Source organism: Pseudomonas sp. NBRC 111132 (genome assembly GCF_001320565.1).
Lineage (GTDB): Bacteria > Pseudomonadota > Gammaproteobacteria > Pseudomonadales > Pseudomonadaceae > Aquipseudomonas > Aquipseudomonas putida_P.
On the sequence record NZ_BCBI01000028.1, the window covers coordinates 21,639 to 48,113 of the forward strand.

The window sequence follows — 26,475 nt, forward strand, 5'->3', positions numbered from 1 at the left end:
GTAGCCCGCTGAAACCGGGTGTTGCCGAACGATTACCCGCGGATCATTCGGCCAGCTTGGGCAGCAGCCGGTCTAGCCGCTGATGCAAGGCACTGCCGCTCGGCCAGTTACGCAGCAGCCGCGCCCGGTCACGGGCGTAGGCCGGGGCGAAGCTGAGCTGGGTAGCGTGCTGGCACATGGCGTCGAGGTCGATCAGCGACCACCGGCCGTTGTCCCAGAACAGGTTATGGCCCTTGAAGTCGCCATGGCTGATGCGTTCGCGGATCAGCTGCTGCATCACATGCACCAGGGCGTCTACCTGCTCCTCCGGTGCATCGCCGTTCTCCACGAACGGTGCGAAACACGCGGTGAGGTCCGGGCCATCGACGTACTCGGTCACCAGGTAAGCACGGCTGCGCAGCCCCATGACCCGTTGCTCCAGCACCGCCAACGGTTTGGGTGTGGCAATGTCGAGGAATTCCAGACGATGGCCCTCGATCCACGAATGCCAGGCACGGCTCGGGCGCCAAAAGCGTTTGAACCAATGCGCGGTGTTCTTGATGTTGTAGCGCTTGAGCACCAGCTGACGACCGTTCACTTCGATGCGTGCCACACTGGCGGCGCCACCGGTCTTGTACAGATGGCCCTTGTCGATCAGCGTATCGGCCTGCGCCAGCACCGGCTGCATGGCGCTGACTTCACTGCGGCGGATCGCCTGCAACCCCGAGAGGCTGCGCTGGACGCTGAACAAGCTGCACTCGCGGCCGGCCTTTTCCAGGTAGTCCTTCTGCCGCCAGTTGCGCACCTTGTCTACCTGTTTCTGCAGGGCTTCCAGCGGTAGCGCATGCTCGGCATTGGCCAGCAGGTAGTGCACCAGCAGCTCTTCGATGAACGGCTCCAGGCGCTTGGGCAATTGGGCGAAGAACACGCCGAGGTTTTCCAGCACACGCGGACGCGACAACTGTTGGCCAGGTGTTTCGGCCTTGATGCCAGCGCCGTCGATCAAGTACAACTTGCCGCCATGGCGCAGCAGGTTGTCCAGGTGCAAGTCTTCCTGCCACAGGCCTTGGGCGTGCATGTGCGCAACGGCGGTGAGCGCTTCGCCTAGCACCAGGTGCTGTTCGTCAGCCAGCACGGGCAGGTTTTCAACTGCGGCCCAGGCATCGGCCAGGCTTTCGGCACCGTCGAGGAATTCGAACAGCAGCCAGCCGCCTTCGCCTTCCTTGAGGCCGTCGGCCAGCAGCTTGGGCGTGGTCAGGCCCTGCTCGGCCAGCAACTTCACACCTTGCAGCTCGCGCTGGAAATGCCTAGCCGCGTTGCCGCCTACCAGCAACTTGGCCAGCACCGGGGTGCCGCGCCACACACCAGCGCCCACATAACGCTGGCCTGGCAACACGCGCAGCAAGCTGAGCAGTTGCAGGTCAGCGCTGCCAGCGGCATCGGCCAGGGTGATGCTCAGCGGCAACGACGGGTTGCGGCCGGCATCTTTCAATTCAGACAAACGCATCAGCGGGCCTCTTTTTCACGACGGCGTTGCGTCAGGCGTTGCAGCCAGGTATTCACCAGCGAACCATCGGCCGGCTGTGCCAGGTACGTGGCCAGCAAGGTACGCACATCCTGCTCGCTCCAGGCCTGGGCGCGGCGCAGCAGCGGCTCCAGGTCCTTGAGGCGGTCGCGCATGCCGAACAGCAATGGCCGGGTCTTTTCCAGGTCGATCAACTGCGCGTCCCAACCGTCGCGGCGTTGGCGCAGGAAGATGTGCTTGGGGTAGAAGCAGCCATGCACCTGGCCGGCGCTGTGCAGTGTGCGCGCCAGCTGGCCGCAGGCCTGCAGGATACCGTTGCGTTCGGCGTCGCCCAGCTGTGGCCATTGGGCCAGCAGGCCGTCGAGGTCGGCCCACTCGTCCAAAGCGCGGGTCATCAGGATGGCCCGGTGCTTGCCGCCCTGCTTGCGCTCACCATAGAACACTGCCTGCAACGCAGGAATGTGCAGCTTCTGGTAGCGGCTGATGTTGCGAAACTCACGGGCAAAGGTCGGCTCGCCGAACGGCCGGTGCAGGGTGCGGGTCAGGTAGTCGCTCTGGCGCTTGAGGTAGTAGCCCTTGCCTTCGAGTTCCAGGCGAAACACGCTGCTCCAGCCGCCACGGCCGGTGTTGGGTTCGTCCACAGCCTCGAGTTGCAGCGCCCACAGCGCCTCGAAGTCGTCCAGGCCATGGCGTTTGAGCAGCGCGAGGTCCGCGCTGGCCAGGTAATCGGTCATTCCCTTCCCTCGAAAAAGCCCAATACCTGGCGAATGCGCTTCTTGTCGCGCACATTCAGCCGGTCGCGGCCACGGTATTGCAGGTAGAAGCGCAGGCGTTGGGTGGCGGACAGGTGGTATTTGGCCACCTTGTCCAGGCATGCCAGGTCCTTGATCATCCGGTGTCGCCACATGAAACCGCGCCAGAAGTCGCCGGTGGGGCAGTCGATGAAGAATAGCGTGCCCTGGTCATCGACCAGCAGGTTGCGCCACTTCAGGTCGTTGTGGGCGAAACGGTGCTCGTGCATTACCCGGGTATGGCGCGCCAGCTGACGGCTGACATGGTCGACCCAGGCACGGTCGGCCAGGCGCGCATCGTGGCGCTCGGCCAGTGCCGACAGGTCTTCGGTGCGCGGCAGTTCACGGGTGATCATCGCCCCACGGCCAAAGGCCAGGCCGTTGCGCTCCAGGCCCCAGGCCACCACCTCAGCAGTGGGGATGCCCCACTTGGCGAACTGTTTGAGGTTCTGCCATTCGGCCTTGATGCGCGGCCGGCCCAGGTAGCGACGCATGTGCTTGCCGGCCCCGGTGTAGCGCTTGACGTAGTAGTTGACCCCGCTGCGTTCGATACGGACCACTTCGCTGAGCGGGTCGCGGGTCAGGCGTTCGCCCTGGATGGCAAATACCGCATCGAGGCTGCCGAAGTCCGTCGCCAGGTGTTCGTAACCCGGCGCCAGTGTCCAACTCGCCATCAGAGTGCATCCCCATAGCGTTGCTTGCGATCGTAGAGTTTCTGCGCCTTGCGCTCCAACCAGGCGAGCAACGCGGCTTCGTCCTTGAGGACTTGGCGCAGCGGGCGCTGGAAGTAACCGCGCAGGAAACGCAGCTTGTCGCGCTGGGTCAGGCCGATGTCCAGCGCCGAGAAGTACAGCGCGGCCAGGTCCTTGTCACGCCAGCGGCGGCTGATTGTCGCCCGGGTTTGCGCGCGGTGCAGGTCGATCACCGACAGTTTGAAGTCATCCGCCGTCACCGGTCGGTCGGTGTGCAGCAGGAAATGGCAGATATAGCAGTCGCGGTGGTTGACCCCAGCGCGGTGCATACCGCCAGTCATCTTCGCCACTTCGGCGATCAGCGCGCGCTTCAGGCGCGGCTCGGGCGGCTGCTTGACCCAGTCGATGCTGTAGTCTTCAAGGCTGATGGTTGGCGCCAGTTCTTCGGTGATGATGAACGAGTGCTGCGTGGCCGGGTTGCTGCCGCGCTCGCCGTAGGCGACGGCGGTCATGGTCGGCACACCCACCTCATGCAGGCGCTGGATGGCCCGCCACTCCTGGCCGGCGCCGAGCACTGGCAGCTTGGCCGTGAACAAGTTCTTGAAGATTTCGCCCCAGCCAATGCCGCGGTGGATCTTGACGAAGAACCCCTCGCCCTCCACCTCGGTACGCAGCGTGCGGCGCCCTTCCAGTTCGCGATAGACCTCGCCTTGCAGCGCTTCTACGGCGTCGAAGGCATCACGCCCGGCCCACAGGCGTTTGAAGGGTTCGGCCACTATCAGCTTCATGCGGTTTTCTGCCCCAGGATCACGTCGGCAGCATGCTGCGGCATGCTGTACAGATCGGCGGTTTCTGCATATGCCAGGCCGTTGCGCGACCAGCTGGCGCGGGCCTGCGGGTCTTCGAGCATGCGCTGCAAGTAACCGTTGAGCTGTTCCTGCTCGAACGGCTCGTCCAGCACCAGGCCACTGTCGGCCTCGGCGATGTAGTGGGCGTAGCCGCACACCTTGGACACCAGCACCGGCAGACCGGCCACCAGCGCTTCGAGCAGCACTGTACCGGTGTTCTCGTTGTACGCCGGGTGAATCAGCAGGTCGGCACCCAGCAGGAAGCGCGGAATGTCGCTGCGGCCCTTGAGGAACTGCACCTGGTCGCCCAGGCCCAGGGTGGCGCTTTGCAGCTGGAACACCTTGGGGTCGTCCTGGCCGATCACCATCAGCTTCGTGCGTTTGCGCAGGGCCGACGGCAGCGCGGCCAGGGCCTTGAGGCTGCGGTCCACACCCTTGGTCTTGAAGCCCGAACCAATCTGAACCAGCAGCAGGTCATCCTCGCCCAGGTTGAATTCCTTGCGGAACTCGGCGCGAATCTCGGCGGCATTGGCCGGCGCACGGCGGTCCTGGGAAATACCCGGTGGCAGCAGGTGGAAGCGTTCCACCGGGGTGCCATAGTGCTTGATGAACAGCGGCTGCTGCACTTCGGAAATCATCAACACTTCGGTATGGGCGTCCTTGGCGAACACCGCGCGCTCATACTCGGCAAAGTGCCGGTAGCGGCCCCAGCGGCGGTACAAGCCACCGCGCAAGGTCTGCGCCTTGTCCTCGAAGCAGCCGTCGGCAGCGTAGTACACATCCAGGCCCGGCATTTTGTTGAAGCCGATCAGGCGGTCGACCGGGCGCTTGGCCAGGTCGGCGGCCATCCAGGCACTGAGTTTCTCATTGCGGCGGTGGTTGAAAATCGCTTTCACCGGCGCCACCAGCACTTCGAAGCCCGGCGGAATGTCACCCTCCCAGATCAACGTGTACACACGGATCTGGTGGCCCCGCTTCTGGCATTCCAGGGCAATGCGCATGAAATCGCGCTGCAGCCCGCCGAAGGGGAAATATTTGTAAAGCACGAAAGCCAGTTGCATCAACGGACATCCTCAGCCAGCAGCAACGCGCTCAAGCGGCCCGCCACATGCTCGGGATTCAGGCGAGTGAAGCACAGCGGCCACTCGCGTTTCAGATCGAACCGGCGCAGGTCGTCGGCGCTCGGTTTGTAGGTGCACTTCTTCTGCAGGCAGGGAGCGCAAGGCCAGTCACTGGCCTGGTGAATCTGGGTCCGTCCGTAGGCGCCAGTCAGGCCCGGGTTGGTCGGGCCGAACAGCGAAATGGTGGGCACATCGAGTGCCGCCGCCAGGTGGCCAAGGCCGGTGTCGACCGCCACGCAGGCTTTTGCCGCCGCCAGTACGCGAGCGACGCCGGCAAGGTTCAATTTGGGGAGCACCTGGCAGTTGTTCAAGCCCTGAGCGATACGCTCGGCCCGCGCCTTCTCGGCCGGGTTGCCCCAGGGCAGACGCACTTCCAGCTTACGCCGGCCCATGCGCTCGGCCAGTTCGCGCCAGTAGGCTTCGGGCCAATGTTTGGTCGCCCAGGTGGTACCGTGCAGGAACACCACATAAGGCGCAGCCGGCGGCAACTGCAGGCGGTCGAGGTCCAGGCCGTAGTTGCCAATGCCCTCCGGCAGGTCGTAGGCCAGGGCCATGGCGAACAGCTGGCGAACCCGTTCCACGGCGTGTTGGCCGGTGGCAACCGAAAGGCGTCGGTCGTAGAAGCGGCTTGCCCAGCCTTCGCGTGCCGAATAACGGTCCAGGCCGGCGACCGTGGCCTTCACGTAGCGGGTCAGCCAGGCCGACTTGACCAAGCCCTGGGCATCGATCACCAGATCGTACTTGCGCTCGCGCACCCGTTGCTTGAACGCCTTCCACTCACCACTCTTGATGGTTTGCCACACGTTCTTGCGCCAGCGGCGGATGGCCACCGGGATCACTTGGTCGACCGCCGGGTGCCAGCTGGGGATTTCGGCGAAGCCTTCTTCAACTACCCAGTCGAAACGGATACCCGGAATGGCATGAGCGGCATCGGTGAGTGCCGGCAGGGTGTGGATCACATCACCCAGCGACGAGGTCTTGATGATCAGTACCCGCACTTAGTCGACCTCGGCCACGGTATCGATCAGGTCCGGCCCGCTCAGGCTGTGCAGGGCGGCGATGACTTTGCCCGGTTCCAGCAGGCGCAGGCAGTTGTAGTGGCCGAAGCGGCAGGTGCGGTCAAAGCATGGGCTGCACTCGATGCCCGTGCGCACTACTTCTACCTGTTCGGCCAGCGGCGGGGTGAAGCCGGGCGAGGTCGAGCCGTACACCGCCACCAATGGGCGATTCAGGGCTGCGGCCACGTGCATCAGGCCGGAGTCGTTGGACACCACGGCATGGGCGCAGGACATCAGGTCGATGGCTTCGGCCAGCGAAGTTTCACCGGCCAGGTTGGACGATTCTTCACGGAACCCCGGGATCAGCCGGTCACGGATCTGCTCGCCGACCGGGTGATCGTTCTTCGAGCCGAACAGCCACACCTGCCAGCCCTGGCGGATCATCGCGTCGGCCACGGCGGCATAGTGCTCGGCGGGCCAGCGCTTGGCCTCGCCAAACTCGGCGCCAGGGCACAGCGCCAGCACCGGGCGGTCCAGCTCCAGGCCGAACTTGGCCAGGGCGGCGTCACGGCTTTGCGCTTCGATCTGCAGGCTGGGGCGCGGGTACGGCTGCGGCAGCTCAGCGCCGGGGGCGTAGGCCAGGGCCATGAAGCGCTCGATCATCAGCGGGTAGCGGGCCTTGTCCAGTTTGCGCACATCGTTCAACAGGCCGAAGCGCATTTCGCCGCGCCAGCCGGTGCGTTTGGGGATGCCGGCAAAGAACGGCACCAATGCCGACTTCAGCGAGTTGGGCAGCAAAATGGCCTGGTCGTACTGGCCGGCCAGGGACTTGCCGATGCGCCGGCGCGTGGCCAGCTCCAGCGCGCCGTGGCCGAGCGGGAAGCTCAAGGCCTGGCGCACTTCAGGCATGCGCTCCAGGATCGGCCGGCTCCACTCGGGGGCCAGTACGTCGATCACGCAGTCGGGGTGCTGCTGTTTCAGGCACTGGAACAGGGTCTGCGCCATCACCATGTCGCCGACCCAGCTGGGGCCAATGATCAGTATTCTCATGCTTAGTCCAGAAACGCTCGGGGAGGCTACAGGCTGTGGTACAGCCTGGCCTCCCCTCTTTATATTCAGGCTATGTGGCGGACAGTGTACCACTCAGGCAGGTCCATGGCTGATCGCGGCCCCTGCGGGGCCTTCAAGCCAACCCCAATTCACCCCAGATCCGCCGCACTTCGCGGCGCTCGTCGGCAAACTGCGCCGCATCGATCACCCCGGCCTGCTTCTGCAAAGCCTGGCGGTGCGAAGCCGAACGGAACGCCTTGTACACTTCACGCAACAGCACCGCGTCACTGGCCGGCATCAAGTTCGCCTGCTCCAGCTCTTCCAGAATGCGGATGTTATCGGTCCATCGGAGTATGGCCGGGTGGTCGTGGGACCAGGCCAAAGCGGCGTATTGCACCATAAATTCGATATCGACGATACCGCCTGCATCCTGCTTGATATCGAAGGGCACACCGGCCTCAAAGGCGTTGGCCGCAGTACCGGCAGCCGTCGCCTTGGTACCCAGGTTGTCACGCATCTTGGCGCGCATGTCACTCACTTCGCCGCGCAGTTTTTCCAGGTCGCGGGCCTGGCCGAGCACCTTGGCGCGCACACCTTCGAACGCCGTGCCGACCTGCTTGCAGCCCACCAGCACCCGCGCCCGTACCAGCGCCTGGTGTTCCCAGGTCCAGGCCTCGTTCTGCTGGTAACGCTCGAACGCGCCCAGCGAGCTGACCAGCAGCCCCGAGGCACCGGACGGGCGCAAACGCATGTCCACGTCATACAGCTGGCCCGAGTTGGTCTGGGTGGTCAGCAAGTGAATGATGCGCTGGCCCAGGCGCGTGAAGAACTGCGCGCTGTCGATCGGCTTGGCGCCGTCGGTTTCGGCCTGCGGGTCGCCGTCATGGATAAACACCAGGTCCAGGTCCGAACCGTGGCCAAGCTCCAGGCCGCCGACCTTGCCGTAACCAATGATGATGAACCCGGGGTCGCACAGGCTGCCGTCGCTGCGCTTGGGCTGGCCGTGGCGGGCCACGGTCTGGCGCCAGGCCAGGGCCAGCACCTGGTCGAGAATGGCTTCGGCCAGCCAGGTCAGGTAGTCGCTGACTTTCATCAGCGGCAGGTTGCCGCTGATTTCCGAAGCAGCTACGCGCAGGCTATGGGCCAGTTTGAAGTGGCGCAGCGCTTCCATCTGCTGCTCGAGGTCGTCCTCGGGGATACGCGTCAGGCGTTCGCGCAGCTCACTGGCCAGCTCTGGCGCCAAGGGCGGGCTGAACAAGCGGCCTTCATTGAGCAGCTCATCAAGCAGCAGCGGGTAGAGCGCGATCTGCTCGGCAATCCATGGGCTGGCAGCGCACAGGGTCAGCAGGCGGCGCAAGGCACCTGGGTTTTCGGTCAGCAGCACCAGGTAGGCCGAGCGCCGCGCCACGGCCTCGACCAGCGGCAACACCCGCTCCAGCACCAGGTCGGGGTTGTCATGTTCCACCGCCTGGGCCAGCAACCGTGGAATAAATGCGTCCAGGCGCTCACGGCCAATGCGCTGCATCGAGCGCAGCTGTGGGCTGGAGCGCAACCCGGCCAGGCGCCGCAAGGCCTCGACGGGCTGTTTGAAGCCGGCTTCCTGCAGCTGCCGGCCAGCGGCTTCTTCATCCTGCGCCTGCTCCCACAGCGGCGACCACTCGCCACCGACCACCAGCTCGCCTTCGCCGTCCTCATCATCCGGGTCGGCGATGACCTGGCGGAAGTGCCAGTCGATACGGCCACGCCAGTACATCAGCTGGTCGTGGAAGCTCTGCCAGTCGGCAAAGCCAAGGATATACGCCACCCGCGCCTGGTCGGTCTCGCCCTCGGGCAACATCTGCGTCTGGCGGTCGGCGATGGCCTGGATGGCGTGTTCGGTGTAGCGCAGGAATTCATAGCCCTCGCGCAGCTCGGCGACCACTGCCGGCGGCAGATAGCCCTGGCCTTCCAGCGTGGCCAGCACTTTGAGCAACGGCCGCTGCTGCAGGCTGAGGTCGCGCCCGCCGTGGATCAGCTGGAAGGCCTGGGCGATGAATTCCACCTCTCGGATGCCACCGGCACCCAGCTTGATGTTGTCGGCCATGCCCTTGCGCCGCACTTCCTGCTGGATCAGTTGCTTCATGGTGCGCAGCGCTTCGATCGCGGAAAAGTCCAGGTATCGGCGGTACACGAACGGGCGCAGTACTTCCTGCAACTGCGCGCCGGCGGCCTGGTCGCCCGCCACGACCCGCGCCTTGATCATCGCGTAGCGCTCCCAGTCGCGGCCCTGGTCCTGGTAGTACTGCTCCAGTGCGTTGAAGCTGAGCACCAGCGCGCCAGCCGAGCCATACGGGCGCAGGCGCATGTCGACGCGGAACACGAAGCCGTCGACGGTCACCGGGTCCAGTGCCTTGATCAGCCGTTGGCCAAGGCGGGTAAAGAACTCCTGGTTATCCAGCGAGCGCTTCACCCCTTCGGTTTCGCCGCCTTCGGGGAAGCCGAAGATCAGGTCGATGTCCGACGACAGGTTCAGCTCCACCGCCCCAAGCTTGCCCATGCCCAGCACCACCATGTGCTGCGGCTGGCCGCTGCGGTTGCCGATGGGCGTGCCGAACTGCTGGCAATGGCGCGGATACAGCCATTGGTAGGCTTCGTCGATGGCCGCATCGGCCAGGTCCGACAGGTCGCGGCAGGTTTCGCCCAGCTCGGCTTGGCGGGTGATGTCGCGCCAGATGATGCGCAGTTGCTGGCGGTTGCGCGCGCGGCGCAGGTTACGCGCCAGTTCGTCTTCGCTCTGCGCCGCCTGGGCAGCCTCGGCAATTTGCCCGCGCAACTCACCCGGGGCGTAACGCCGCTCCAACTCGCCACTGGCCAGCAGGGCAAACAGCATGGCCGGGTCGCGCTGGGCCACCCCCAGGACATAATCGCTGGCGGCGGCAACCTGATCGAACTGTTGCCGATGGGCTGGGCTCCAACCGTTCAGGTCAAGATCGGGGTGGGCAGCCACGGCATCGCTGATGAATTGCCGGTTGCGAACGACCAGTGGTTGCAGGGTGACGGGCAGATCGGAGGGCAAAGGTAGGCGCATGGTCTATCCTTGATCGGCGTGAAATAGAGGGGGAAAAGCGGCCAAGGGGAAGCCGGACCACGGTTGGACTGTCGTACAAAAGTTGGAAATAGCTGAAAAAAACGAAAACTTGGCAACAAACATCAAGAACCACCCGTTCGCGACACAATGCCAACCAACATGAACGTTTTTCCTCACAAGCCAAGGTGCGACCAAACGTCGCACAAATGTAGTTTTACTACTACTCGCGTCGTGCAAAAGCATGAAATGCGAACGCAAATGTAGTAAAACTACAACGCGCCGGAAGACACCCCGGTAATCCAAGAATTCACGACGTCTGCCCATAAGGCCAGTCGCAATCTCAGGCAATCGATTCTGGTTGCCTTTCCGCCCTGGAGCAAGCCATGCAAGACCTCGATCCAATCGAAACCCAGGAATGGCTGGATGCCCTGGAGTCGGTCCTCGACAAAGAAGGCGAAGACCGCGCTCATTACCTGATGACCCGTATGGGCGAGCTGGCCACCCGCAGTGGCTCCCAGCTGCCGTATGCGATCACCACGCCATACCGCAACACCATCCCTGTCACCCACGAAGCACGCATGCCTGGCGACCTGTTCATGGAACGCCGCATTCGCTCGATGGTGCGTTGGAACGCCTTGGCCATGGTCATGCGCACCAACCTGAAAGACTCGGACCTGGGCGGACACATCTCCAGCTTCGCCTCCAGTGCCACCCTGTACGACATCGGCTTCAACTACTTCTTCCAGGCCCCGACCGAAGAACACGGTGGCGACCTGATCTTCTTCCAGGGCCACGCTTCGCCAGGCGTCTACGCCCGTGCCTTCATGGAAGGCCGCATCAACGAAGACCAGATGAACAACTTCCGTCAGGAAGTGGACGGCAACGGCCTGTCTTCGTACCCGCACCCATGGCTGATGCCTGACTTCTGGCAGTTCCCGACCGTATCGATGGGTCTGGGCCCGATCCAGGCTATCTACCAGGCACGCTTCATGAAGTACCTGGAAGCCCGTGGCTTCATCCCGGCCGGCAAGCAGAAGGTCTGGTGCTTCATGGGCGACGGCGAGTGCGACGAGCCGGAATCCCTGGGCGCAATCGCCCTGGCCGGCCGCGAGAAGCTGGACAACCTGATCTTCGTCATCAACTGCAACCTGCAGCGCCTCGACGGCCCGGTTCGCGGCAACGGCAAGATCATCCAGGAACTCGAAGGCGTGTTCCGTGGCGGTGGCTGGAACGTCAACAAAGTCGTCTGGGGCCGTTTCTGGGACCCACTGCTGGCCAAGGACACCAACGGTGCCCTGCAGCGCCGCATGGACGAAGTCATCGACGGCGAGTACCAGAACTACAAAGCCAAAGACGGCGCGTACGTTCGTGAGAACTTCTTCAACACCCCAGAGCTCAAGGCCATGGTCGAAGACCTGTCCGACGAAGAGATCTGGAAGCTCAACCGTGGCGGCCACGACCCGTACAAGGTCTACGCGGCCTACCACCAGGCTGTTAACCACAAAGAGCAGCCGACCGTCATCCTGGCCAAGACCATCAAGGGTTACGGCACCGGTGCTGGCGAAGCCAAGAACACCGCGCACAACACCAAGAAGGTCGACGTCGACAGCCTGCGTCACTTCCGTGACCGCTTCGACATCCCGGTCAAGGATGCCGACCTCGAGAACCTGCCGTTCTTCAAGCCGGAAGAAGGTTCCGCCGAAGCCAAGTACCTGGCCGAGCGCCGCGCAGCCCTGGGTGGCTTCGTGCCGCAGCGCCGTGCCAAGAGCTTCAGCGTACCGACCCCATCCCTGGAAACGCTGAAAGCGATCCTGGACGGCTCGGGCGACCGCGAAATCTCCACCACCATGGCCTTCGTGCGTATTCTGGCGCAGCTGGTCAAGGACAAGGAAATCGGCCAGCGCATCGTCCCGATCATCCCGGACGAAGCCCGTACCTTCGGTATGGAAGGCATGTTCCGTCAGTTGGGCATCTACTCCTCGGTCGGCCAGCTCTACGAGCCAGTCGATAAAGACCAGGTGATGTTCTACCGCGAAGACAAGAAGGGCCAGATCCTCGAGGAAGGCATCAACGAAGCCGGCGCCATGTCGTCGTTCATCGCTGCCGGTACCTCGTACAGCTGCCACAACCAGCCGATGCTGCCGTTCTACATCTTCTACTCGATGTTCGGCTTCCAGCGTATCGGCGACCTGGCCTGGGCCGCTGGCGACAGCCGCACCCGTGGCTTCCTGATCGGCGGTACCGCCGGCCGTACCACCCTCAACGGTGAAGGCCTGCAGCACGAAGACGGTCACAGCCACATGATGGCGGGCACCATCCCGAACTGCCGCACCTACGATCCAACCTACGGCTACGAGCTGGCGGTGATCATCCAGGACGGCATGAAGAAGATGACCGAAGAGCAACAGGACATCTTCTACTACATCACCGTGATGAACGAATCCTACCAGCAGCCAGCCATGCCGGCCGGTGTCGAGGAAGGCATCATCAAGGGCATGTACCTGCTCGAAGAAGACACCCGCGAAGCCGCGCACCACGTACAGCTGATGGGCTCCGGCACCATCCTGCGCGAAGTCCGCGAAGCGGCGAAGATCCTGCGTGAAGAGTTCAACGTCGGTGCCGACGTGTGGAGCGTCACCAGCTTCAACGAACTGCGTCGCGACGGCCTGGCCGTGGAACGCGCCAACCGCCTGAAGCCTGGCCAGAAGCCACAGCAGACTTACGTCGAAGAATGCCTGAACGGCCGCAAAGGCCCGGTCATTGCCTCTACCGACTACATGAAGCTGTTCGCCGAGCAGATTCGCCAGTGGGTACCGAGCAAAGAGTTCAAAGTCCTGGGTACCGACGGTTACGGTCGCAGCGACAGCCGCAAGAAGCTGCGTCACTTCTTCGAAGTCGACCGCCACTTCGTGGTGCTGGCTGCCCTGGAAGCCCTGGCTGACCGTGGCGAGATCGAACCAAAGGTTGTTGCAGACGCTATCGTCAAGTTCGGTATCGACCCGGACAAGCGCAACCCACTGGACTGCTGAGGAGTATTTTTAAGTGAGCGAACTCATTCGCGTACCTGACATCGGCAGCGGTGAAGGTGAAATCATCGAGCTGTTCGTCAAGGTCGGTGACCGTATCGAGGCTGACCAGAGCCTGCTGACCCTGGAGTCCGACAAGGCCTCCATGGAAATCCCGGCCCCCAAGGCCGGCGTCATCAAGGAACTGAAGGTCAAGCTGGGCGATCGCCTGAAAGAAGGCGACGAGCTGCTGGTTCTGGAAGCCGAGGGCGCCGCTGCTGCGGCCCCTGAGGCTCCGGCCGCTGCCGCTGCGCCGGCTGCTGCTCCAGCGCCTGCTGCCGAAGCCGCCCCTGCTCCCGCCGCAGCTCCGGCTGCCGCCAGCGTGCAGGACATCCACGTGCCGGACATCGGCTCGTCGGGCAAGGCCAAGATCATCGAAGTGCTGGTCAAGGTCGGCGACACCGTCGAAGCCGACCAGTCGCTGATTACCCTGGAGTCCGACAAGGCCTCCATGGAAATCCCGTCGCCGGCTGCCGGCGTGGTCGAAGAAGTCCTGTGCAAGCTGGAAGACGAAGTCGGCACTGGCGACCTGATCTTCAAGCTCAAGGTTGCTGGCGCTGCACCTGCTGCCGCTCCGGCACCTGCCGCAGCTGCTGCCCCGGCCAAGGCTGAGGCTGCTCCGGCCGCCGCACCTGCCGCTGCCGCCCCGGCTGCAGCCCCTGCACCGGCTGCTACCGCACCGGCCGCAGGCAGCAACGCCAAGGTTCACGCAGGCCCGGCTGTTCGTCAGCTGGCCCGTGAATTCGGTGTCGACCTGGGCGCAGTCGCGGCCACTGGCCCGCACGGCCGCATCCTGAAAGAAGACGTGCAGGTCTACGTCAAGGCGATGATGCAGAAGGCCAAGGAAGCGCCGGCAGCTGCTGGTGCAACCGGCGGCGCTGGCATCCCGCCGATCCCTGCCGTGGACTTCAGCAAGTTCGGTGAAGTGGAAGAAGTGGCCCTGACCCGCCTGATGCAGGTCGGTGCCGCCAACCTGCACCGCAGCTGGCTGAACGTGCCGCACGTGACCCAGTTCGACTCCGCCGACATCACCGAGCTGGAAGCCTTCCGCGTTGCGCAGAAGGCCGTGGCCGAGAAGGCTGGCGTGAAGCTGACCGTGCTGCCACTGCTGCTCAAGGCCTGCGCCTTCCTGCTCAAGGAACTGCCGGACTTCAACAGCTCGCTGGCGCCAAGCGGCAAGGCCATCATCCGCAAGAAGTACGTGAACATCGGCTTCGCCGTGGACACCCCGGATGGTCTGCTGGTCCCTGTGATCAAGAACGTCGACCAGAAGAGCCTGCTGCAACTGGCCGCCGAAGCCGCGGCGCTGGCTGAAAAAGCCCGCACCAAGAAGCTGTCGGCCGACGAGATGCAAGGCGCTTGCTTCACCATCTCCAGCCTCGGCCACATTGGCGGCACCGGCTTCACGCCGATCGTCAACGCGCCGGAAGTGGCTATCCTGGGCGTCTCCAAGGCGACCATGCAGCCGGTCTGGGATGGCAAGGCGTTCCAGCCGAAGCTGATGCTGCCGCTGTCGCTGTCCTACGATCACCGTGTGATCAACGGCGCTGCCGCTGCGCGCTTCACCAAGCGCCTGGGCGACGTGCTGGGCGATATCCGCACCATGCTGCTGTAAAGCTGCCCACTGCCCCTGCGTGCAGGGGCAGTACCCTTTTCGAGCTGCCACGCTCGTACCTCAACCCCGTCAATTGGCGGGGCTTTTTTTGTCTGGAAAAAGCTGGGAGGGCTTCGCCCTCCATCGCGACACAAGGCCGCTCCCACAAGGCGATCGCGGCTCCCTGTAGGAGCGGCCTTGTGTCGCGATGGGCCGCAACGCGGCCCCAAAATCTCCAGCCAAACTACAGAATCAGCCACATCAGCCGATAACCCGTCCACAGCATCGCACATGGCCGCTTGCCAGCCCTCGGGACATGATGCAACCTTGCCAGATCCAACGCCGCCCAAGGGCCGCGTTCCCTCTTCAAGCGAGTCTTCGATGAAAAGCCAACCCGATGCCGCCAGCCGTGTGGCGGCCGAGGTCGTGACGCAGTTACCCGTGCCTTCGCGGCTGGGCATGCTGCGTTTCGAAAGGCTCAACGAAGCCACTTGGGCCATGCTCTACCTGGACCCGGCCTGCGAGCGTCAGTTCGGCCTGCAGGCCGGCGACCTGTGCGCCCTGGTAGACGCCCCGTACGCCAGCCTGATGGAGCCCGAAGCACGCTACCGGCTGCACGACGAGATCCAGCTGCAACTGGCCCAGCGCGGCTACTACCGCGTGCGCTATACCCTGCACACCCCAAGTGCGTCGATGCGCTTGCTGGAGGCCGGTGAAGCCTACAAGCAGCACAACCGCCAGTTGCTGCGCGGCTACCTGAGCGTGCTCGACGACCAACAGGACGACACCGGCGAACCCGGCGCCAGCGACCTGGAATCACGCAACAACCGCCTGCAACTGGCCCTGCAACTGAACCAGCGCGCCCAGCAAGAACAACTGGAACACCTGGAGCGTGTGCGTGGCCAGCAGGACCTTATCCTGCGCCTGGCCCGCCAGCGCTACAGCGCCGGCAACTCGCTGCTGGAAGCGGCCCAGCTGATTACCCAGAGTGCCTGCGAAATCTACAAGGTCGACAGCGCCAGTATCTGGCACCTGGAAGACCAGCGCCTGGAACCGATCATCGCCTGGTACCGCGATGCGCAGGAGCATCGCCAGCCCGAAGCCATCGATGCCAGCCGCTTCCCCGACTACCTCGACGCGCTGCACGCCAGCCGCGCCATCGACGCCCACAACGCCGGCCACGACCCACGCACCCGCGCCCTGGCGCAAAGCATGCGCCCGGAAAACAAGGCCATGCTCGACGCCAGTATCCGCGTCGATGGCCAGGTGGTCGGCGTGCTGTGCCTGGAGCAGACCGGCCAGGCACGGGCCTGGCAGTCGGACGAAATTGCCTTTGCCGGCGAGCTGGCCGACCAGTTCGCCCAGGTCATCACCAACCACAACCGCCGCGCCGCCACCAACGCCCTGCACCTGTTCCAACGTGCGGTCGAGCAAAGCGCCAGCGCCTTCCTGCTGGTCAACCGCGACGGCCGGGTGGAGTACGTCAACCCAAGCTTCACCGCCATCACCCAGTACAGCACCGACGAAGTGCAGGGGCGCCAGCTGGCTGAGCTGCCGGCGCTGGAAAACCTCAGCGAACTGCTGTTCGACTCGCCGTCGAGCCTGGCCATGGGCAACAGCTGGCAGGGCGAGTTCAAGAGCCGGCGCAAGAACCTGGAGCCGTACTGGGGGCAATTGTCGATTTCCAAGGTGTACGGTGACAACCGTGAGCTGACCCACTACATCGGCATCTACGAAGACGTCACCCAGACCAAGCTGGCCCAGCAGCGTATCGAGCGCCTGGCCTACACCGACAACCTGACCAACCTGGGCAACCGCCCGGCGTTCATCCGCAGCCTCGACGAACGCTTTGCCCGTGATGGCGAAAGCGCGATGTGCCTGCTGCTGGTGGACATCGACAACTTCAAGCGGATCAACGACAGCCTTGGCCACCAAACCGGTGACAAGCTGCTGATCAGCTTGGCCCGGCGCCTGCGCAACAGCCTTCACGCCGGTGGCATCCTGGCCCGTTTTGCCAGTAACGAATTCGCCGTGCTGCTCGACAACACCAGCCTGGAAGATGGCCAGGGCGTTGCTCTGCAGTTGCTGCGCACCCTCGACAAGCCGATGTTCGTCGACAACCAGCTGATCAACGTCACCGCCTCGGTAGGCCTGGCCTGTGCACCGTTGCACGGCGTCGACCCGGCCAGCCTGATGAAAAACGCCGGCCTGGCGCTGCACAAGGCCAAGGCCAACGGCAAACACCAGGTGCAGGTGTTCACCGAAGTGCTCAATGCCGAAGCCAGCTACAAGCTTTTCGTCGAGAACAACCTGCGCCGCGCCCTGACCCAGAACGAGCTGGAAGTGTTCTACCAGCCCAAGATCTGCCTGCGCAGCGGCCGCCTGCTGGGGCTGGAAGCCTTGCTGCGCTGGAACCACCCAGAGCGCGGCATGATCCGCCCGGACCAGTTCATCAGCGTGGCGGAAGAGACCGGCCTGATCATTCCCATTGGTAAATGGGTGGTACGCCAGGCGTGCCGCATGAGCCAGCAACTGCGCGAGGCTGGCATGGGCAACCTGCACGTGGCCATCAACCTGTCACCCAAGCAGTTCTCCGACCCGGACCTGGTGGCGTCGATCAGCACCATCCTCAAGGATGAAGCCCTGCCCCCACACCTGCTTGAGCTGGAGCTGACCGAAGGCCTGCTGCTGGAGGCCAGCGAAGACACCCACCGCCAGCTGGACGAGCTGAAAGCCCTGGGCCTGACCCTGGCCATGGACGACTTCGGTACCGGTTATTCGTCGCTGAGCTACCTGAAGAAGTTTCCGATCGACATCCTCAAGATCGACCGCAGCTTCATCAACGAAATCCCCGACAACCAGGACGACATGGAAATCACCTCGGCGGTGGTGGCCATGGCCCACAACCTGAAGTTGAAGGTGGTGGCCGAAGGGATCGAGACGCCGGAGCAACTGGCGTTCCTGCGTCGGCACCGCTGCGACGTGGGCCAGGGTTACCTGTTCGACCGGCCAATTCCGGGGCGCGAGCTGGCTGAGCGGTTGAAGCGCTATCCGCGTGGCCCGGTGGCCTGACAGCCACGCAAACCTCGGGCACTATAGAGCCCATACGGGCCCTTTCGCGGGTAAACCCGCTCCCACAGGTACGCCACAGTATTCGAAATCTGTGGGTTGCCTGTGGGAGCGGGTTTACCCGCGAATGCCCCAGCCCCTATCTCAAAGCCATACAGAGGAACGGCCATGGTCCTGCGTTCGGAAATCCTGGTGAACAAAAACGTCATGCCAACTGCGGAACAGGCCCTGCCTGGCCGCGAAACGCCAATGAGCCTGCCCGAGTTCCACTACGTGTTCGAAGGCACCCCACTGCTCGGTCCATTCTTCGAAGGCGCCATCGACTTCGCCATCTTCGGCCTGGGTTGCTTCTGGGGCGCCGAGCGCCGCTTCTGGCAGCGTGAAGGCGTGGTCAGCACGGTGGTCGGTTACGCCGGCGGCTTCACCCCACACCCCACCTACGAAGAAGTCTGCTCAGGCCTGACCGGCCACACCGAAGTGGTGCTGGTGGTGTTCGACAAGGACAAAGTCAGCTACCGCGAGCTACTGGCAATGTTCTGGGAGCTGCACAACCCGACCCAGGGCATGCGCCAGGGTAACGACGTCGGCACCCAGTACCGCTCGGCCATCTACTGCACCAGCCCAGAACAGCTGGAACAGGCCAAAGCCAGCCGCGACGCGTTCCAGGCCGAGCTGAGCAAGGCCGGCTTCGGCGAGATCACCACCGAAATCGACCAGGCACCCACCGTGTACTTCGCCGAGGCCTACCACCAGCAGTACCTGGCCAAGAACCCGCAGGGCTACTGCGGCATTGGCGGCACCGGCGTTTGCCTGCCACCCAGCCTGCAGGGCAACTGAACAATGGCCACGATGACACTGTTCCACTCGCCGTTGTCGCCCTTCGTGCGCAAGGTCATGGTGGTATTGCACGAAACCGGCCAGCTCGAGCGCGTGCAGCTGCAGCCGGTGAACATCAGCCCGGTGAGCGGCGACCCGCAGCTCAACCAGGACAACCCGATCGGCAAAATCCCAGCCCTGCGCCTGGACGATGGCACTGTGCTGCATGACAGCCGGGTGATCTGCGAGTACCTCGACCTGCAACACGTCGGCCTGCCGCTGCTGCCGCGTGAGGGTTCGGCGCGTTGGCGGCGCATGACGCTGGTATCGCAGGCCGATGCAATCATGGATGCGGCGGTGTCGTCGCGCTATGAAAGCTTCCTGCGGCCCGAGGAAAAACGCTGGGACGGCTGGCTGCAGGCGCAGGGCGACAAGATCCGCCGTAGCCTGGCTAACCTTGAGCAGGAGCATTTGCCCGAGCTGATGTCCGGTTTCGACCTGGCGGCGATTGGCGTGGCCTGTGCGCTGGGGTATCTGGACTTGCGTCAGCCCGAGTTTGGCTGGCGTGAGCGCCAACCTGGGTTGGCTGCGTGGTATGCCGAAGTGGCCAAGCGGCCGTCGATGGTCGCCACATCCCCAGTGGCCTGAAGGGCCTCTTCGCGGGTAAACCCGCTCCCACAGGGTACAGCGCCAATTTCAAATTGTGCGGCATACCTGTAGGAGCGGGTTTACCCGCGAATGCCTCACTTCGGTATCACAGGAAACAGCTGCCCAATCCTGAAGGCCAACCACCGCCCTATTTCTCTGTCCTCCCTCATGCCGCTCTCCCCACCCGCGCCCAGTCCAGCCGCCGGGTCAGCACCATGAACACCCCCAGCAAGCCAAAGCACAGCAGCGACCCCATCAGCAGCGCATAATCTTCGGCACTCAACAGCCCGTAAAGCAGCGCGTACAGCGCCGCCAACCCTGCCGCAAACCCCACCCCTCGCCCCAGGCTGCGCAACACATGGCTGAGGTAGAAGCCGATCAACAGCACACACGCCGAAGCCGACAGCCCATACGCCAGGCCAAAGCCGATGTGCTCGGACAACGACAGCAACAACAGGTAGAAGAACGCCAGCGCCACACCCACCAGGATGTACTGCACCGGGTGCACACTCAGGTTTTTCAGCACCTCGAACAGGAAGAAGCCGGCAAAGGTCAGCGCGATGAATAACAACGCGTATTTGATCGCCCGCTCGCTTTTCAGGTACTGGTCCACCGGGTCGATAAAGCTCACGCCAAAGCTGCGCTCGCTGAAGTCTTCGCACTGGCCGGCGGTGGCGCATTGGCGCAGGGCATCTTCAAGGTTGGTGGCGAAGAACGACGTCTGCCAGTGAGCGCTGAAGCCCTGGGCATCGATGTCGCGGCGGTTGGGCAGATAGCTGCCGACGAAGCTCGGGTGCGGCCAGTTTGCACGCATGGCCACGCTGCTGGTGCGGCCCACCGGCACGACGTGCAACTGCCCGGTGCCTTGTAATGCAAGGTCGAAGCCGTAGCTGAATTCCCGTGCTTGCAGGCCATCCAGCATCGGCAGGCTGGCATGCACGCCACCGCGCATCCAGTCGAGCTGGGTGCCGGCCTCGAACGGCAGCTTCTGCTCGTCGATGCTCAGTTCCAGGCCATTCTCGATGCCGCGGATATCGCTGATGCCCACCACCAGGAAAGGTTTGTCGAAGCGGTAGTCGTCGAAGTCCTTGTCGATGCCCCAACGCTCCGGGAGCTTGAAGCGGCCACTGATACGCCCCTTGGCATGGAACAGCCGCGCCTGGTAGATACCGCGGGCACGCAGTTCGGTGTCCACACCCAGGTCGGCGTCGAAGGTTTCCGGCAGAAAGTACAAGTGGCCGGCAATGGTGCTGGTTTCCTGGGTGCGTTCGCCGTCCTTCTCGATCCAACGGCGCTGGTACTTGCGATAAGGCACCACCAGCAGCGGGCCACTGAGTTGCTGGTCGAAGCTGGCACTCTGGGCGATGTCGCGCAGTACGTTGTCGCGCAGGGCCTGGCGTTCATCGATCAGGCCGTTGATCAGCAACAGCGGAATGAGCAGCAGCAAGATGAGCACGGCGATCATGCCGAGCTTGTAACCGAGGGTCTTGTTCATGGGGCCTCCTGTGGCAGTGGGCGCAGTGTCTGCGCCTTGCGTGGAGGCCTTGGGGAGCTTGTGTGGAGATTGTGTGTTTTTGGGTCCGCGCATTATTCGAAGTTTGCGCGGTCCCTGTAGGAGCGGCCTTGCGTCGCGATGGGCTGCGCAGCAGCCCCGGCTATCTCAACTAATACGCCGCACCGGCAACCACAACCGCACCCGCACCCCGCCATCAACGTTATCCACCGCCAACGCTCCGCCATGCAGTTGCATCACCTCGGCCACAAAATTCAGCCCCAGCCCGGTGCTCTTGCGCCCGCTCCCCGGCCGCGGCAGCGAGTAGAACCGCTCGCTGACCCGCCCAATGGCATACGCCGGTATCGCGTGCCCCTGGTTGAACAGGCTCAATGCGACCCGCTCACCATCGCGCTCCAGGTCGAACAGCAGCGCGCCACCTTCGGGGGTGAAATCCAGCGCGTTGTCGAGCAGGTTGGCCAGCGCCTGGCGCATCAGGAACGGATCGCACAGCAAACGCAACCCGGCAGGCACACGCTGGCGCACGTGCAGGTTGGCACCTTCGATTCGCGCCGCATGGGCCAGCAGCAATTCATCGACAAGCGCCGCCAGCGCCACCTGCTGTTCATCCTCCAGCGCCTGCATCTGCTCGACCCTGGCCAAGTTGAGCAGGCGCTCGATCATCTGCTGCAAGCGTTCGCTTTCGCGCTCGATATTGCCGGCAAAGCGTGCCCGTTGCTCGGCAGGCATATCGTCGCCCTGCAACAGCTCGGAAGCCCCCCGAATGGCCGCCAGCGGGCTTTTCAGCTCGTGGGTCAGGGTGTGTACGTAGCGCTCGACATAGGCCTTGCCCTCCAGCTGGGTGCGCATGCGTTCCACCGCCTGTGCCAGGTGCGCCAGCTCGCCCCCCTTGTAGTGCGGCAATGCGGCCCGTTCACCCTCGCTGACCGCCTGGGCATAACGCGCCAGCCGCCGCAGCGAACGCGCCAGCCACCACGACAGCGCAGCGCCGATCAGCAAGCCCAGGCCGATCAGCCCCAAGCCCAACGTAAGCAAGCGCCGCTCGGATCGGTCGATGTACGGTTGCAGCGAGCTATTGGGTTTGGCCACCGTGACAACGCCGATGATCCTGCCGTCGTCGATGATCGGTGCGCCAACGTGCATCACCGAGGTGCTTTCATCACTGGGGTCGCTGCGGGTGGAGCGGGCGCCGTACTGGCCACGCAAGGTCAGCAACACGTCATTCCACTGCGAGTAGTCCTTGCCCAATGCCTCACCGCTGGAGTCCAGCAACACGATGCCCTTGGCGTCAGTGACGTAGATGCGGTGGCTGACCTGGTTTTTGGCCAGGCCCCAAATCTGCGCACCCGGGCTGCGCGAGCCGTAGGCTTTGAGCACCTCGGGCAGACGCCCCTGGTTCAGGGTGCCGGCCTTGACGTCATCACGCAGGATCTCCGCCAGCAGGTTGGCGGTGTCTACCAAGGTTTCTTCGGAAGACTGACGCACGACCGGGCGTATCTGTTCGCGTACGGTGTTGAGCAAGAAATAGCCCGCCAACCCCACGAACAGGAAGTACACCAGGAAGATCCGGATGCCCAGGCGCATCAGGCATGTTCCGGGCTGTAGCTGTAGCCGAGGCCACGGTGGGTCTGGATTGGCTCGCCGCCACTGGCCACCTGGCGCAGCTTGGCGCGCAGGCTCTTGATATGGCTGTCGATGGTGCGCTCGTAGCCCACGTCGCTGGCCACGCCCAGGGCATCGAGCAGTTGTTCGCGGCTGAATACGCGCTGTGGTTGCTCCAACAGGCATTGCAGCAGTCGGAATTCGTGGCGCGTCAGTGTGAGGGGCTGGCTGCGGTAGGTGATCTGCATGCGCAGGGTGTCGAGCTGGAACAGCGCGGCATCGGTCGCGGGCTCGGCCCTGGGGGCCATGCGCTTGAGAATCGCCCGCACCCGTGCGGCCACTTCACGCGGGCTGAAGGGTTTGACCACATAGTCGTCGGCACCGATTTCCAGGCCTACCACCCGGTCGATCTCGCCGTCGCGGGCGCTGAGGAACATCACCGGCACTTCGCTGAAGCGGCGCAATTGGCGGCAGGTTTCAAAGCCACTGATGTCGGGCAGGCCGATGTCGAGGATGATCAGGTCGGCCGGGCGCTGGCGTTGCTGGTCGAGGGCGGCACTACCGAGGGTCACCCATTCGGTGCTGTGGCCATCGGCCTGCAGGGCGTAGAGCAGGGTGTCGGCGATGGCGGCTTCGTCTTCGACAATGAGGATATGGGGCATAGTGCGCGGCCTGTGTAAATGTCGATGGCGACGCACTATTGTGTAGGAGCGGCCTTGTGTCGCGAAAGGGCCGCAGAGCGGCCCCGGCAATATCTGCATCAACGCTTGGATCGAGGGGCCGCTTTGCGGCCCTATCGCGACACAAGGCCGCTCCTACAAGGGGACCGGTCTGGCTTCAGGTCAGCAGTCAGGCTTGCCAGCGGTGAATTTCTTGGCCGGGTTGACTGCGGCCTTGAACTCGCGCAATGCCTTGGAACCCACCAGCAGCGGGTAGTTGAAGCTGCTGCGATCCACCAGGTTCACTTCCACGGTGCGCTTCACATCACCCAGACACAGCTCCAGGTCGACCACCGGGCGCTTGGAGATTTCCGGCGCATCGCCCTCCTCCTCTTCATCGGCACGGCCCTTGATCTTGCTGATGCGCGAGACCTTGTGCTCGTACACCTTGCCGTCCGAGTCCTTGGTCGCCAGGCGGAAGCGCACCCACTCCTCGCCATCGCGGTTGAACAGTTCGATATCCTTGGCCGACAACGAGGCGGTGAACGCACCGGTGTCCATCTTGGCTTTCAGGGTTTCGCCAAGCTCAGGCAGGGCGATGTTCTCGTAACGGCCGTAGATCGTGGGCTCGGCAGCCATTACCGGCATGGCCAACAATGACAACAGAGCAAGCAGAGGTTTCACAGGCAGGCTTCCTTGAGAAGGGTCAGTGCTTAGACTGCAATGGCTGAATAGGTTCGCTGTGACAAGCCTAACCAACATAATGTGAAACATTTGTCCCTGCCGACGGGCATTGGACATTTGGCGTAGGCCATTGCGCTGCTTATCATTGCCAATCGTTCATCTCCCACAACAAGAGTTTCTTTATGCGTCGCCTGCTGACCGGCATTCTCACAACCACCCTGCTGCTGCTCAATACTGTGGTGTTGATCTGCCCGCTGCTGGTCTTCGCCCTGCTCAAACTGGTGTTGCCGGGCCGTGGGCGTGATTACGCATCATGGGCGGTGATGTGGGTGGCGGAAACCTGGTCGGAGATCGACAAGGCCATCTTCGCCCTGTGCATCCCGACCCAGTGGGACATTCGCGGCGTCGAGAACCTGCGCAAGGACACCTCGTACCTGGCCGTGAGCAACCACCAGACCTGGGTCGATATCCCCGCGCTGATCGAAAGCCTCAACCGCCGCACACCGTTCTTCAAGTTCTTCCTGAAAAAAGAGCTGATCTGGGTCCCGCTGCTGGGTCTGGCCTGGTGGGGGCTGGATTACCCATTCATGAAGCGCTACAGCAAGGCGTTTCTGGAAAAGCACCCCGAGCTCAAGGGCAAGGACCTGGAGATCACCAAGGCGGCCTGTGAGCTGTTCAAGCGCCAGCCAGTGACGGTGGTGAACTATCTGGAAGGCACGCGCTTTACCGAAGCCAAACGCCAGGAACAGCAGTCGCCGTATCGTTACCTGCTCAAGCCCAAGGCCGGTGGCGTAGCGTTCGTGCTGGCGGCACTGGGCGAGCAACTGGATGCCTTGCTGGACGTGACCATCGTCTACCCCGGCAACAAGGCACCGGGGTTCTGGGCGTTGCTCAATGGCAGCATTAGCCGGGTGATTATCGACATTCAGGTGCGCGAACTGGACCCGGCATTGTGGGCGGGTGATTACGAGAATGACCCGGAGTTTCGGCAGACGGTACAGGCTTGGGTGAATCAGCTTTGGGTGGAGAAGGACCAGCGGATTGAGCAACTGCGCCAGGAAATGCGTTGAGATTTTTGTTTTCTGGACCGGCCAATTCGCGGGTAAACCCGCTCCCACAGGTACTGCATTGCCTTTGAAAACTGTGCGGTCCCTGTAGGAGCGGGTTTACCCGCGAATTGGCCGGAACAGGCAGTGCAAATATCCAATTAAAACCCTGGCTAATAATCAGCATTAGGATTACTTCTTTGTCACACCCTACCTAAGTGGATAAAAATCGATCAAAGCACAACTACAAAAAAGCTTGGATCGATCAATGGCCAACCCACCCCGCTCCGCCCCCGCCCAGCTTCGCCGTGTCCTCGGCCTGCCCGCCCTGGTATTTTTCGGCCTGGTCTATATGGTCCCACTGACCATCTTCACCACCTACGGCATCGTCACCGAACTCACGGGGGGCCGCACTGCCGGCGCCTACCTGGTCACCCTGCTGGCCATGCTGTTCACCGCCGCGTCCTACAGCTTCATGGTCAAGCGCTTCCCGGTCGCGGGCTCGGCGTACTCCTACACCAACATGGCGTTCGGGCCCAACGTCGGCTTCCTCGCCGGTTGGTCGCTGCTGCTCGACTACCTGTTCCTGCCGATGATCAACTACTTGCTGATCGGGCTGTTCCTCAACATCGCGTTCCCCGCAGTGCCCGCCTGGGCCTTCGTGCTCGCCTGCATTGCCCTAGTGACAGTGCTGAACGTGGTCGGCATCAACTCGGTGGCCAAGACCAGCAACCTGATCGTTGGCGCGCAGATCGTGTTCATCGGCGTGTTTGTCGCGCTGTCCTGCCAGACATTGGCTGGCCAGCCGCTCGACCTGCTGTCGCCGCTGCTGGGTGACGGCAGCAAACCGGGCTTCGGCCACCTGATGGCTGGCGCAGCGGTGTTGTGCTTGTCGTTTTTGGGCTTCGACGCCGTCTCGACCTTGGCCGAAGAATGCCGCGACGCCCGCCGCGACGTGCCACGGGCGATCATCCTCACCACCCTGTTTGCCGGTTTGCTGTTCACCGTGCTGGCCTATGTCAGCCAGCTGGTGTTGCCGGGTAGCAGCTTCGCCAATGCCGATGCGGCGGCCAATGAAGTGATGTTCAAGGCGGGCGGGCAGTTCCTCACCAACTTCTTCACTGCCGCTTATGTGGCGGGCAGCCTGGGTTCGGCGCTGGCTTCGCAGGCAGCGGTGTCGCGCATTCTGTTCACCATGGGCCGTGACAACGTGCTGCCACGGCGTAGCTTCGGTTACCTGTCGCCGCGCTTTGGCACGCCGGTGTTCGCCATTGCGTTGGTGTCGGCGTTCTCGCTGCTGGCGCTGGTGATCGACCTGTCCACCCTCGCCTCGCTGATCAGCTTTGGCGCACTGGTGGCGTTCTCGGCGGTGAACCTGGCGGTGGTGAAAACTCATCTGATGGACGACACCAGCCAGCGCAATGCCAAGAACCTGCTGCGCTACGGTGTGGTGCCATTGGTGGGGTTGGGGCTGACCTTGTGGCTGTGGACCAGCCTGTCGGCGCTGACGCTGGTGATTGGCCTGTGCTGGTTTGCGCTAGGCCTTGTGTACCTTGCCGTACTGACCGCAGGCTTCCGCCGCCCGGTGCGCCTGGTGGATTTCACCGAAGCGGCCTGACCTGCCGAGACGACGCAAAACCGCTTTTTCTTGTAGGAGCGGCCTTGTGTCGCGAAAGGGCCGCGCAGCGGCCCCAGGGATTTCCGCTTC

General features: G+C 63.4%; 19 protein-coding genes. 7 read left to right on the forward strand and 12 right to left on the reverse strand.

Annotated features, from left to right (window positions below; all coding sequences use genetic code 11):
- Positions 1-43 precede the first annotated feature (43 nt).
- From APH35_RS14915 to glnE, 8 genes are all read right to left on the reverse strand, one after another.
- A complete protein-coding gene (locus tag APH35_RS14915) occupies positions 44-1,486 on the reverse strand; it encodes a lipopolysaccharide kinase InaA family protein (protein ID WP_012270145.1) in 1,443 nt (480 codons plus the stop codon).
- Positions 1,486-2,238, reverse strand: a complete 753-nt coding sequence (locus tag APH35_RS14920; RefSeq protein ID WP_012270144.1) for a lipopolysaccharide kinase InaA family protein — start codon at positions 2,236-2,238, stop codon at positions 1,486-1,488. The genes APH35_RS14915 and APH35_RS14920 overlap by 1 nt, the downstream gene beginning before the upstream one ends.
- On the reverse strand, positions 2,235-2,969 hold the full coding sequence (locus APH35_RS14925; protein WP_012270143.1) for a lipopolysaccharide kinase InaA family protein: 735 nt from the start codon (positions 2,967-2,969) through the stop codon (positions 2,235-2,237). The genes APH35_RS14920 and APH35_RS14925 overlap by 4 nt, the downstream gene beginning before the upstream one ends.
- Positions 2,969-3,775 (reverse strand): lipopolysaccharide core heptose(I) kinase RfaP, encoded by an 807-nt coding sequence (gene rfaP / locus APH35_RS14930; protein ID WP_060493159.1) that lies wholly within the window; start codon positions 3,773-3,775, stop codon positions 2,969-2,971. Before rfaP ends, APH35_RS14925 begins: the two co-directional genes overlap by 1 nt.
- Positions 3,772-4,896: a glycosyltransferase family 4 protein gene (locus APH35_RS14935; RefSeq protein ID WP_012270141.1), complete on the reverse strand. Its 1,125-nt coding sequence runs from the start codon at positions 4,894-4,896 to the stop codon at positions 3,772-3,774. The genes rfaP and APH35_RS14935 overlap by 4 nt, the downstream gene beginning before the upstream one ends.
- On the reverse strand, positions 4,896-5,954 hold the full coding sequence (gene waaC, locus APH35_RS14940; RefSeq protein WP_012270140.1) for a lipopolysaccharide heptosyltransferase I: 1,059 nt from the start codon (positions 5,952-5,954) through the stop codon (positions 4,896-4,898). The genes APH35_RS14935 and waaC overlap by 1 nt, the downstream gene beginning before the upstream one ends.
- Entirely contained in the window at positions 5,955-7,004 is a 1,050-nt protein-coding gene (gene waaF, locus APH35_RS14945) for a lipopolysaccharide heptosyltransferase II (protein ID WP_012270139.1), read from the reverse strand.
- A gap of 133 nt (positions 7,005-7,137) precedes the next feature.
- Positions 7,138-10,071 carry a bifunctional [glutamate--ammonia ligase]-adenylyl-L-tyrosine phosphorylase/[glutamate--ammonia-ligase] adenylyltransferase gene (glnE, locus tag APH35_RS14950; protein WP_060515044.1) on the reverse strand — a complete coding sequence of 978 codons (2,934 nt, stop codon included), beginning with the start codon at positions 10,069-10,071 and terminating at the stop codon, positions 7,138-7,140.
- 383 nt (positions 10,072-10,454) lie between these two features.
- On the opposite strand from glnE, the gene aceE reads away from it, so the two are divergent.
- The 5 genes from aceE (at position 10,455) to APH35_RS14975 (ending at position 19,263) form a co-directional block, all read left to right on the forward strand.
- Positions 10,455-13,100 carry a pyruvate dehydrogenase (acetyl-transferring), homodimeric type gene (gene aceE, locus APH35_RS14955; RefSeq protein ID WP_060493161.1) on the forward strand — a complete coding sequence of 882 codons (2,646 nt, stop codon included), beginning with the start codon at positions 10,455-10,457 and terminating at the stop codon, positions 13,098-13,100.
- A gap of 13 nt (positions 13,101-13,113) precedes the next feature.
- The gene (aceF, locus tag APH35_RS14960; RefSeq protein ID WP_012270136.1) at positions 13,114-14,751 is read left to right on the forward strand and encodes a dihydrolipoyllysine-residue acetyltransferase; all 1,638 of its coding nucleotides are present in this window, start codon (positions 13,114-13,116) and stop codon (positions 14,749-14,751) included.
- Between the two features lie 360 nt (positions 14,752-15,111).
- On the forward strand, positions 15,112-17,802 hold the full coding sequence (locus tag APH35_RS14965) for a putative bifunctional diguanylate cyclase/phosphodiesterase (protein WP_012270135.1): 2,691 nt from the start codon (positions 15,112-15,114) through the stop codon (positions 17,800-17,802).
- 165 nt (positions 17,803-17,967) lie between these two features.
- Positions 17,968-18,636, forward strand: coding sequence for a peptide-methionine (S)-S-oxide reductase MsrA (msrA, locus tag APH35_RS14970; RefSeq protein ID WP_060493162.1), 669 nt, complete (start codon positions 17,968-17,970; stop codon positions 18,634-18,636).
- Positions 18,637-18,639: 3 nt separating this feature from the next.
- Entirely contained in the window at positions 18,640-19,263 is a 624-nt protein-coding gene (locus APH35_RS14975; RefSeq protein ID WP_012270133.1) for a glutathione S-transferase, read from the forward strand.
- Positions 19,264-19,429: 166 nt separating this feature from the next.
- On the opposite strand, the gene creD is transcribed toward APH35_RS14975, so the two are convergent.
- The 4 genes from creD to rloA2 form a co-directional block, all read right to left on the reverse strand.
- Positions 19,430-20,758, reverse strand: coding sequence for a cell envelope integrity protein CreD (gene creD / locus APH35_RS14980; protein ID WP_060515045.1), 1,329 nt, complete (start codon positions 20,756-20,758; stop codon positions 19,430-19,432).
- A 165-nt stretch (positions 20,759-20,923) separates the two neighbouring features.
- Positions 20,924-22,360 (reverse strand): two-component system sensor histidine kinase CreC, encoded by a 1,437-nt coding sequence (gene creC / locus APH35_RS14985; protein WP_060515046.1) that lies wholly within the window; start codon positions 22,358-22,360, stop codon positions 20,924-20,926.
- Complete coding sequence (gene creB, locus APH35_RS14990) at positions 22,360-23,040, reverse strand: two-component system response regulator CreB (protein ID WP_060515047.1); 681 nt, start codon at positions 23,038-23,040, stop codon at positions 22,360-22,362. Before creB ends, creC begins: the two co-directional genes overlap by 1 nt.
- A 180-nt stretch (positions 23,041-23,220) precedes the next feature.
- Positions 23,221-23,721 (reverse strand): retropepsin-like aspartic peptidase RloA2, encoded by a 501-nt coding sequence (rloA2, locus tag APH35_RS14995; RefSeq protein WP_012270129.1) that lies wholly within the window; start codon positions 23,719-23,721, stop codon positions 23,221-23,223.
- Positions 23,722-23,903: 182 nt separating this feature from the next.
- Here rloA2 and APH35_RS15000 point away from each other — a divergent pair, with 182 nt between their 5' ends.
- Complete coding sequence (locus tag APH35_RS15000; protein WP_060493166.1) at positions 23,904-24,791, forward strand: acyltransferase; 888 nt, start codon at positions 23,904-23,906, stop codon at positions 24,789-24,791.
- Between the two features lie 244 nt (positions 24,792-25,035).
- Entirely contained in the window at positions 25,036-26,385 is a 1,350-nt protein-coding gene (locus APH35_RS15005; protein ID WP_060515048.1) for an APC family permease, read from the forward strand.
- The last annotated feature ends 90 nt before the right edge of the window (positions 26,386-26,475 follow it).

Bases quoted from the DNA above. Each gene is read 5' to 3' on its own strand.
- APH35_RS15005 (WP_060515048.1), top strand. From the start codon at position 25,036: ATGGCCAACCCACCCCGCTCCGCCCCCGCCCAGCTTCGCCGTGTCCTC.
- APH35_RS14935 (WP_012270141.1), bottom strand. From the start codon at position 4,896: ATGCAACTGGCTTTCGTGCTTTACAAATATTTCCCCTTCGGCGGGCTG.
- msrA (WP_060493162.1), top strand. From the start codon at position 17,968: ATGGTCCTGCGTTCGGAAATCCTGGTGAACAAAAACGTCATGCCAACT.
- APH35_RS14925 (WP_012270143.1), bottom strand. From the start codon at position 2,969: ATGGCGAGTTGGACACTGGCGCCGGGTTACGAACACCTGGCGACGGAC.
- glnE (WP_060515044.1), bottom strand. From the start codon at position 10,071: ATGCGCCTACCTTTGCCCTCCGATCTGCCCGTCACCCTGCAACCACTG.
- APH35_RS14965 (WP_012270135.1), top strand. From the start codon at position 15,112: ATGAAAAGCCAACCCGATGCCGCCAGCCGTGTGGCGGCCGAGGTCGTG.
- rfaP (WP_060493159.1), bottom strand. From the start codon at position 3,775: ATGAAGCTGATAGTGGCCGAACCCTTCAAACGCCTGTGGGCCGGGCGT.
- APH35_RS15000 (WP_060493166.1), top strand. From the start codon at position 23,904: ATGCGTCGCCTGCTGACCGGCATTCTCACAACCACCCTGCTGCTGCTC.
- waaF (WP_012270139.1), bottom strand. From the start codon at position 7,004: ATGAGAATACTGATCATTGGCCCCAGCTGGGTCGGCGACATGGTGATG.
- creB (WP_060515047.1), bottom strand. From the start codon at position 23,040: ATGCCCCATATCCTCATTGTCGAAGACGAAGCCGCCATCGCCGACACC.
- APH35_RS14920 (WP_012270144.1), bottom strand. From the start codon at position 2,238: ATGACCGATTACCTGGCCAGCGCGGACCTCGCGCTGCTCAAACGCCAT.
- creC (WP_060515046.1), bottom strand. From the start codon at position 22,360: ATGCGCCTGGGCATCCGGATCTTCCTGGTGTACTTCCTGTTCGTGGGG.
- creD (WP_060515045.1), bottom strand. From the start codon at position 20,758: ATGAACAAGACCCTCGGTTACAAGCTCGGCATGATCGCCGTGCTCATC.
- aceE (WP_060493161.1), top strand. From the start codon at position 10,455: ATGCAAGACCTCGATCCAATCGAAACCCAGGAATGGCTGGATGCCCTG.
- APH35_RS14915 (WP_012270145.1), bottom strand. From the start codon at position 1,486: ATGCGTTTGTCTGAATTGAAAGATGCCGGCCGCAACCCGTCGTTGCCG.
- APH35_RS14975 (WP_012270133.1), top strand. From the start codon at position 18,640: ATGGCCACGATGACACTGTTCCACTCGCCGTTGTCGCCCTTCGTGCGC.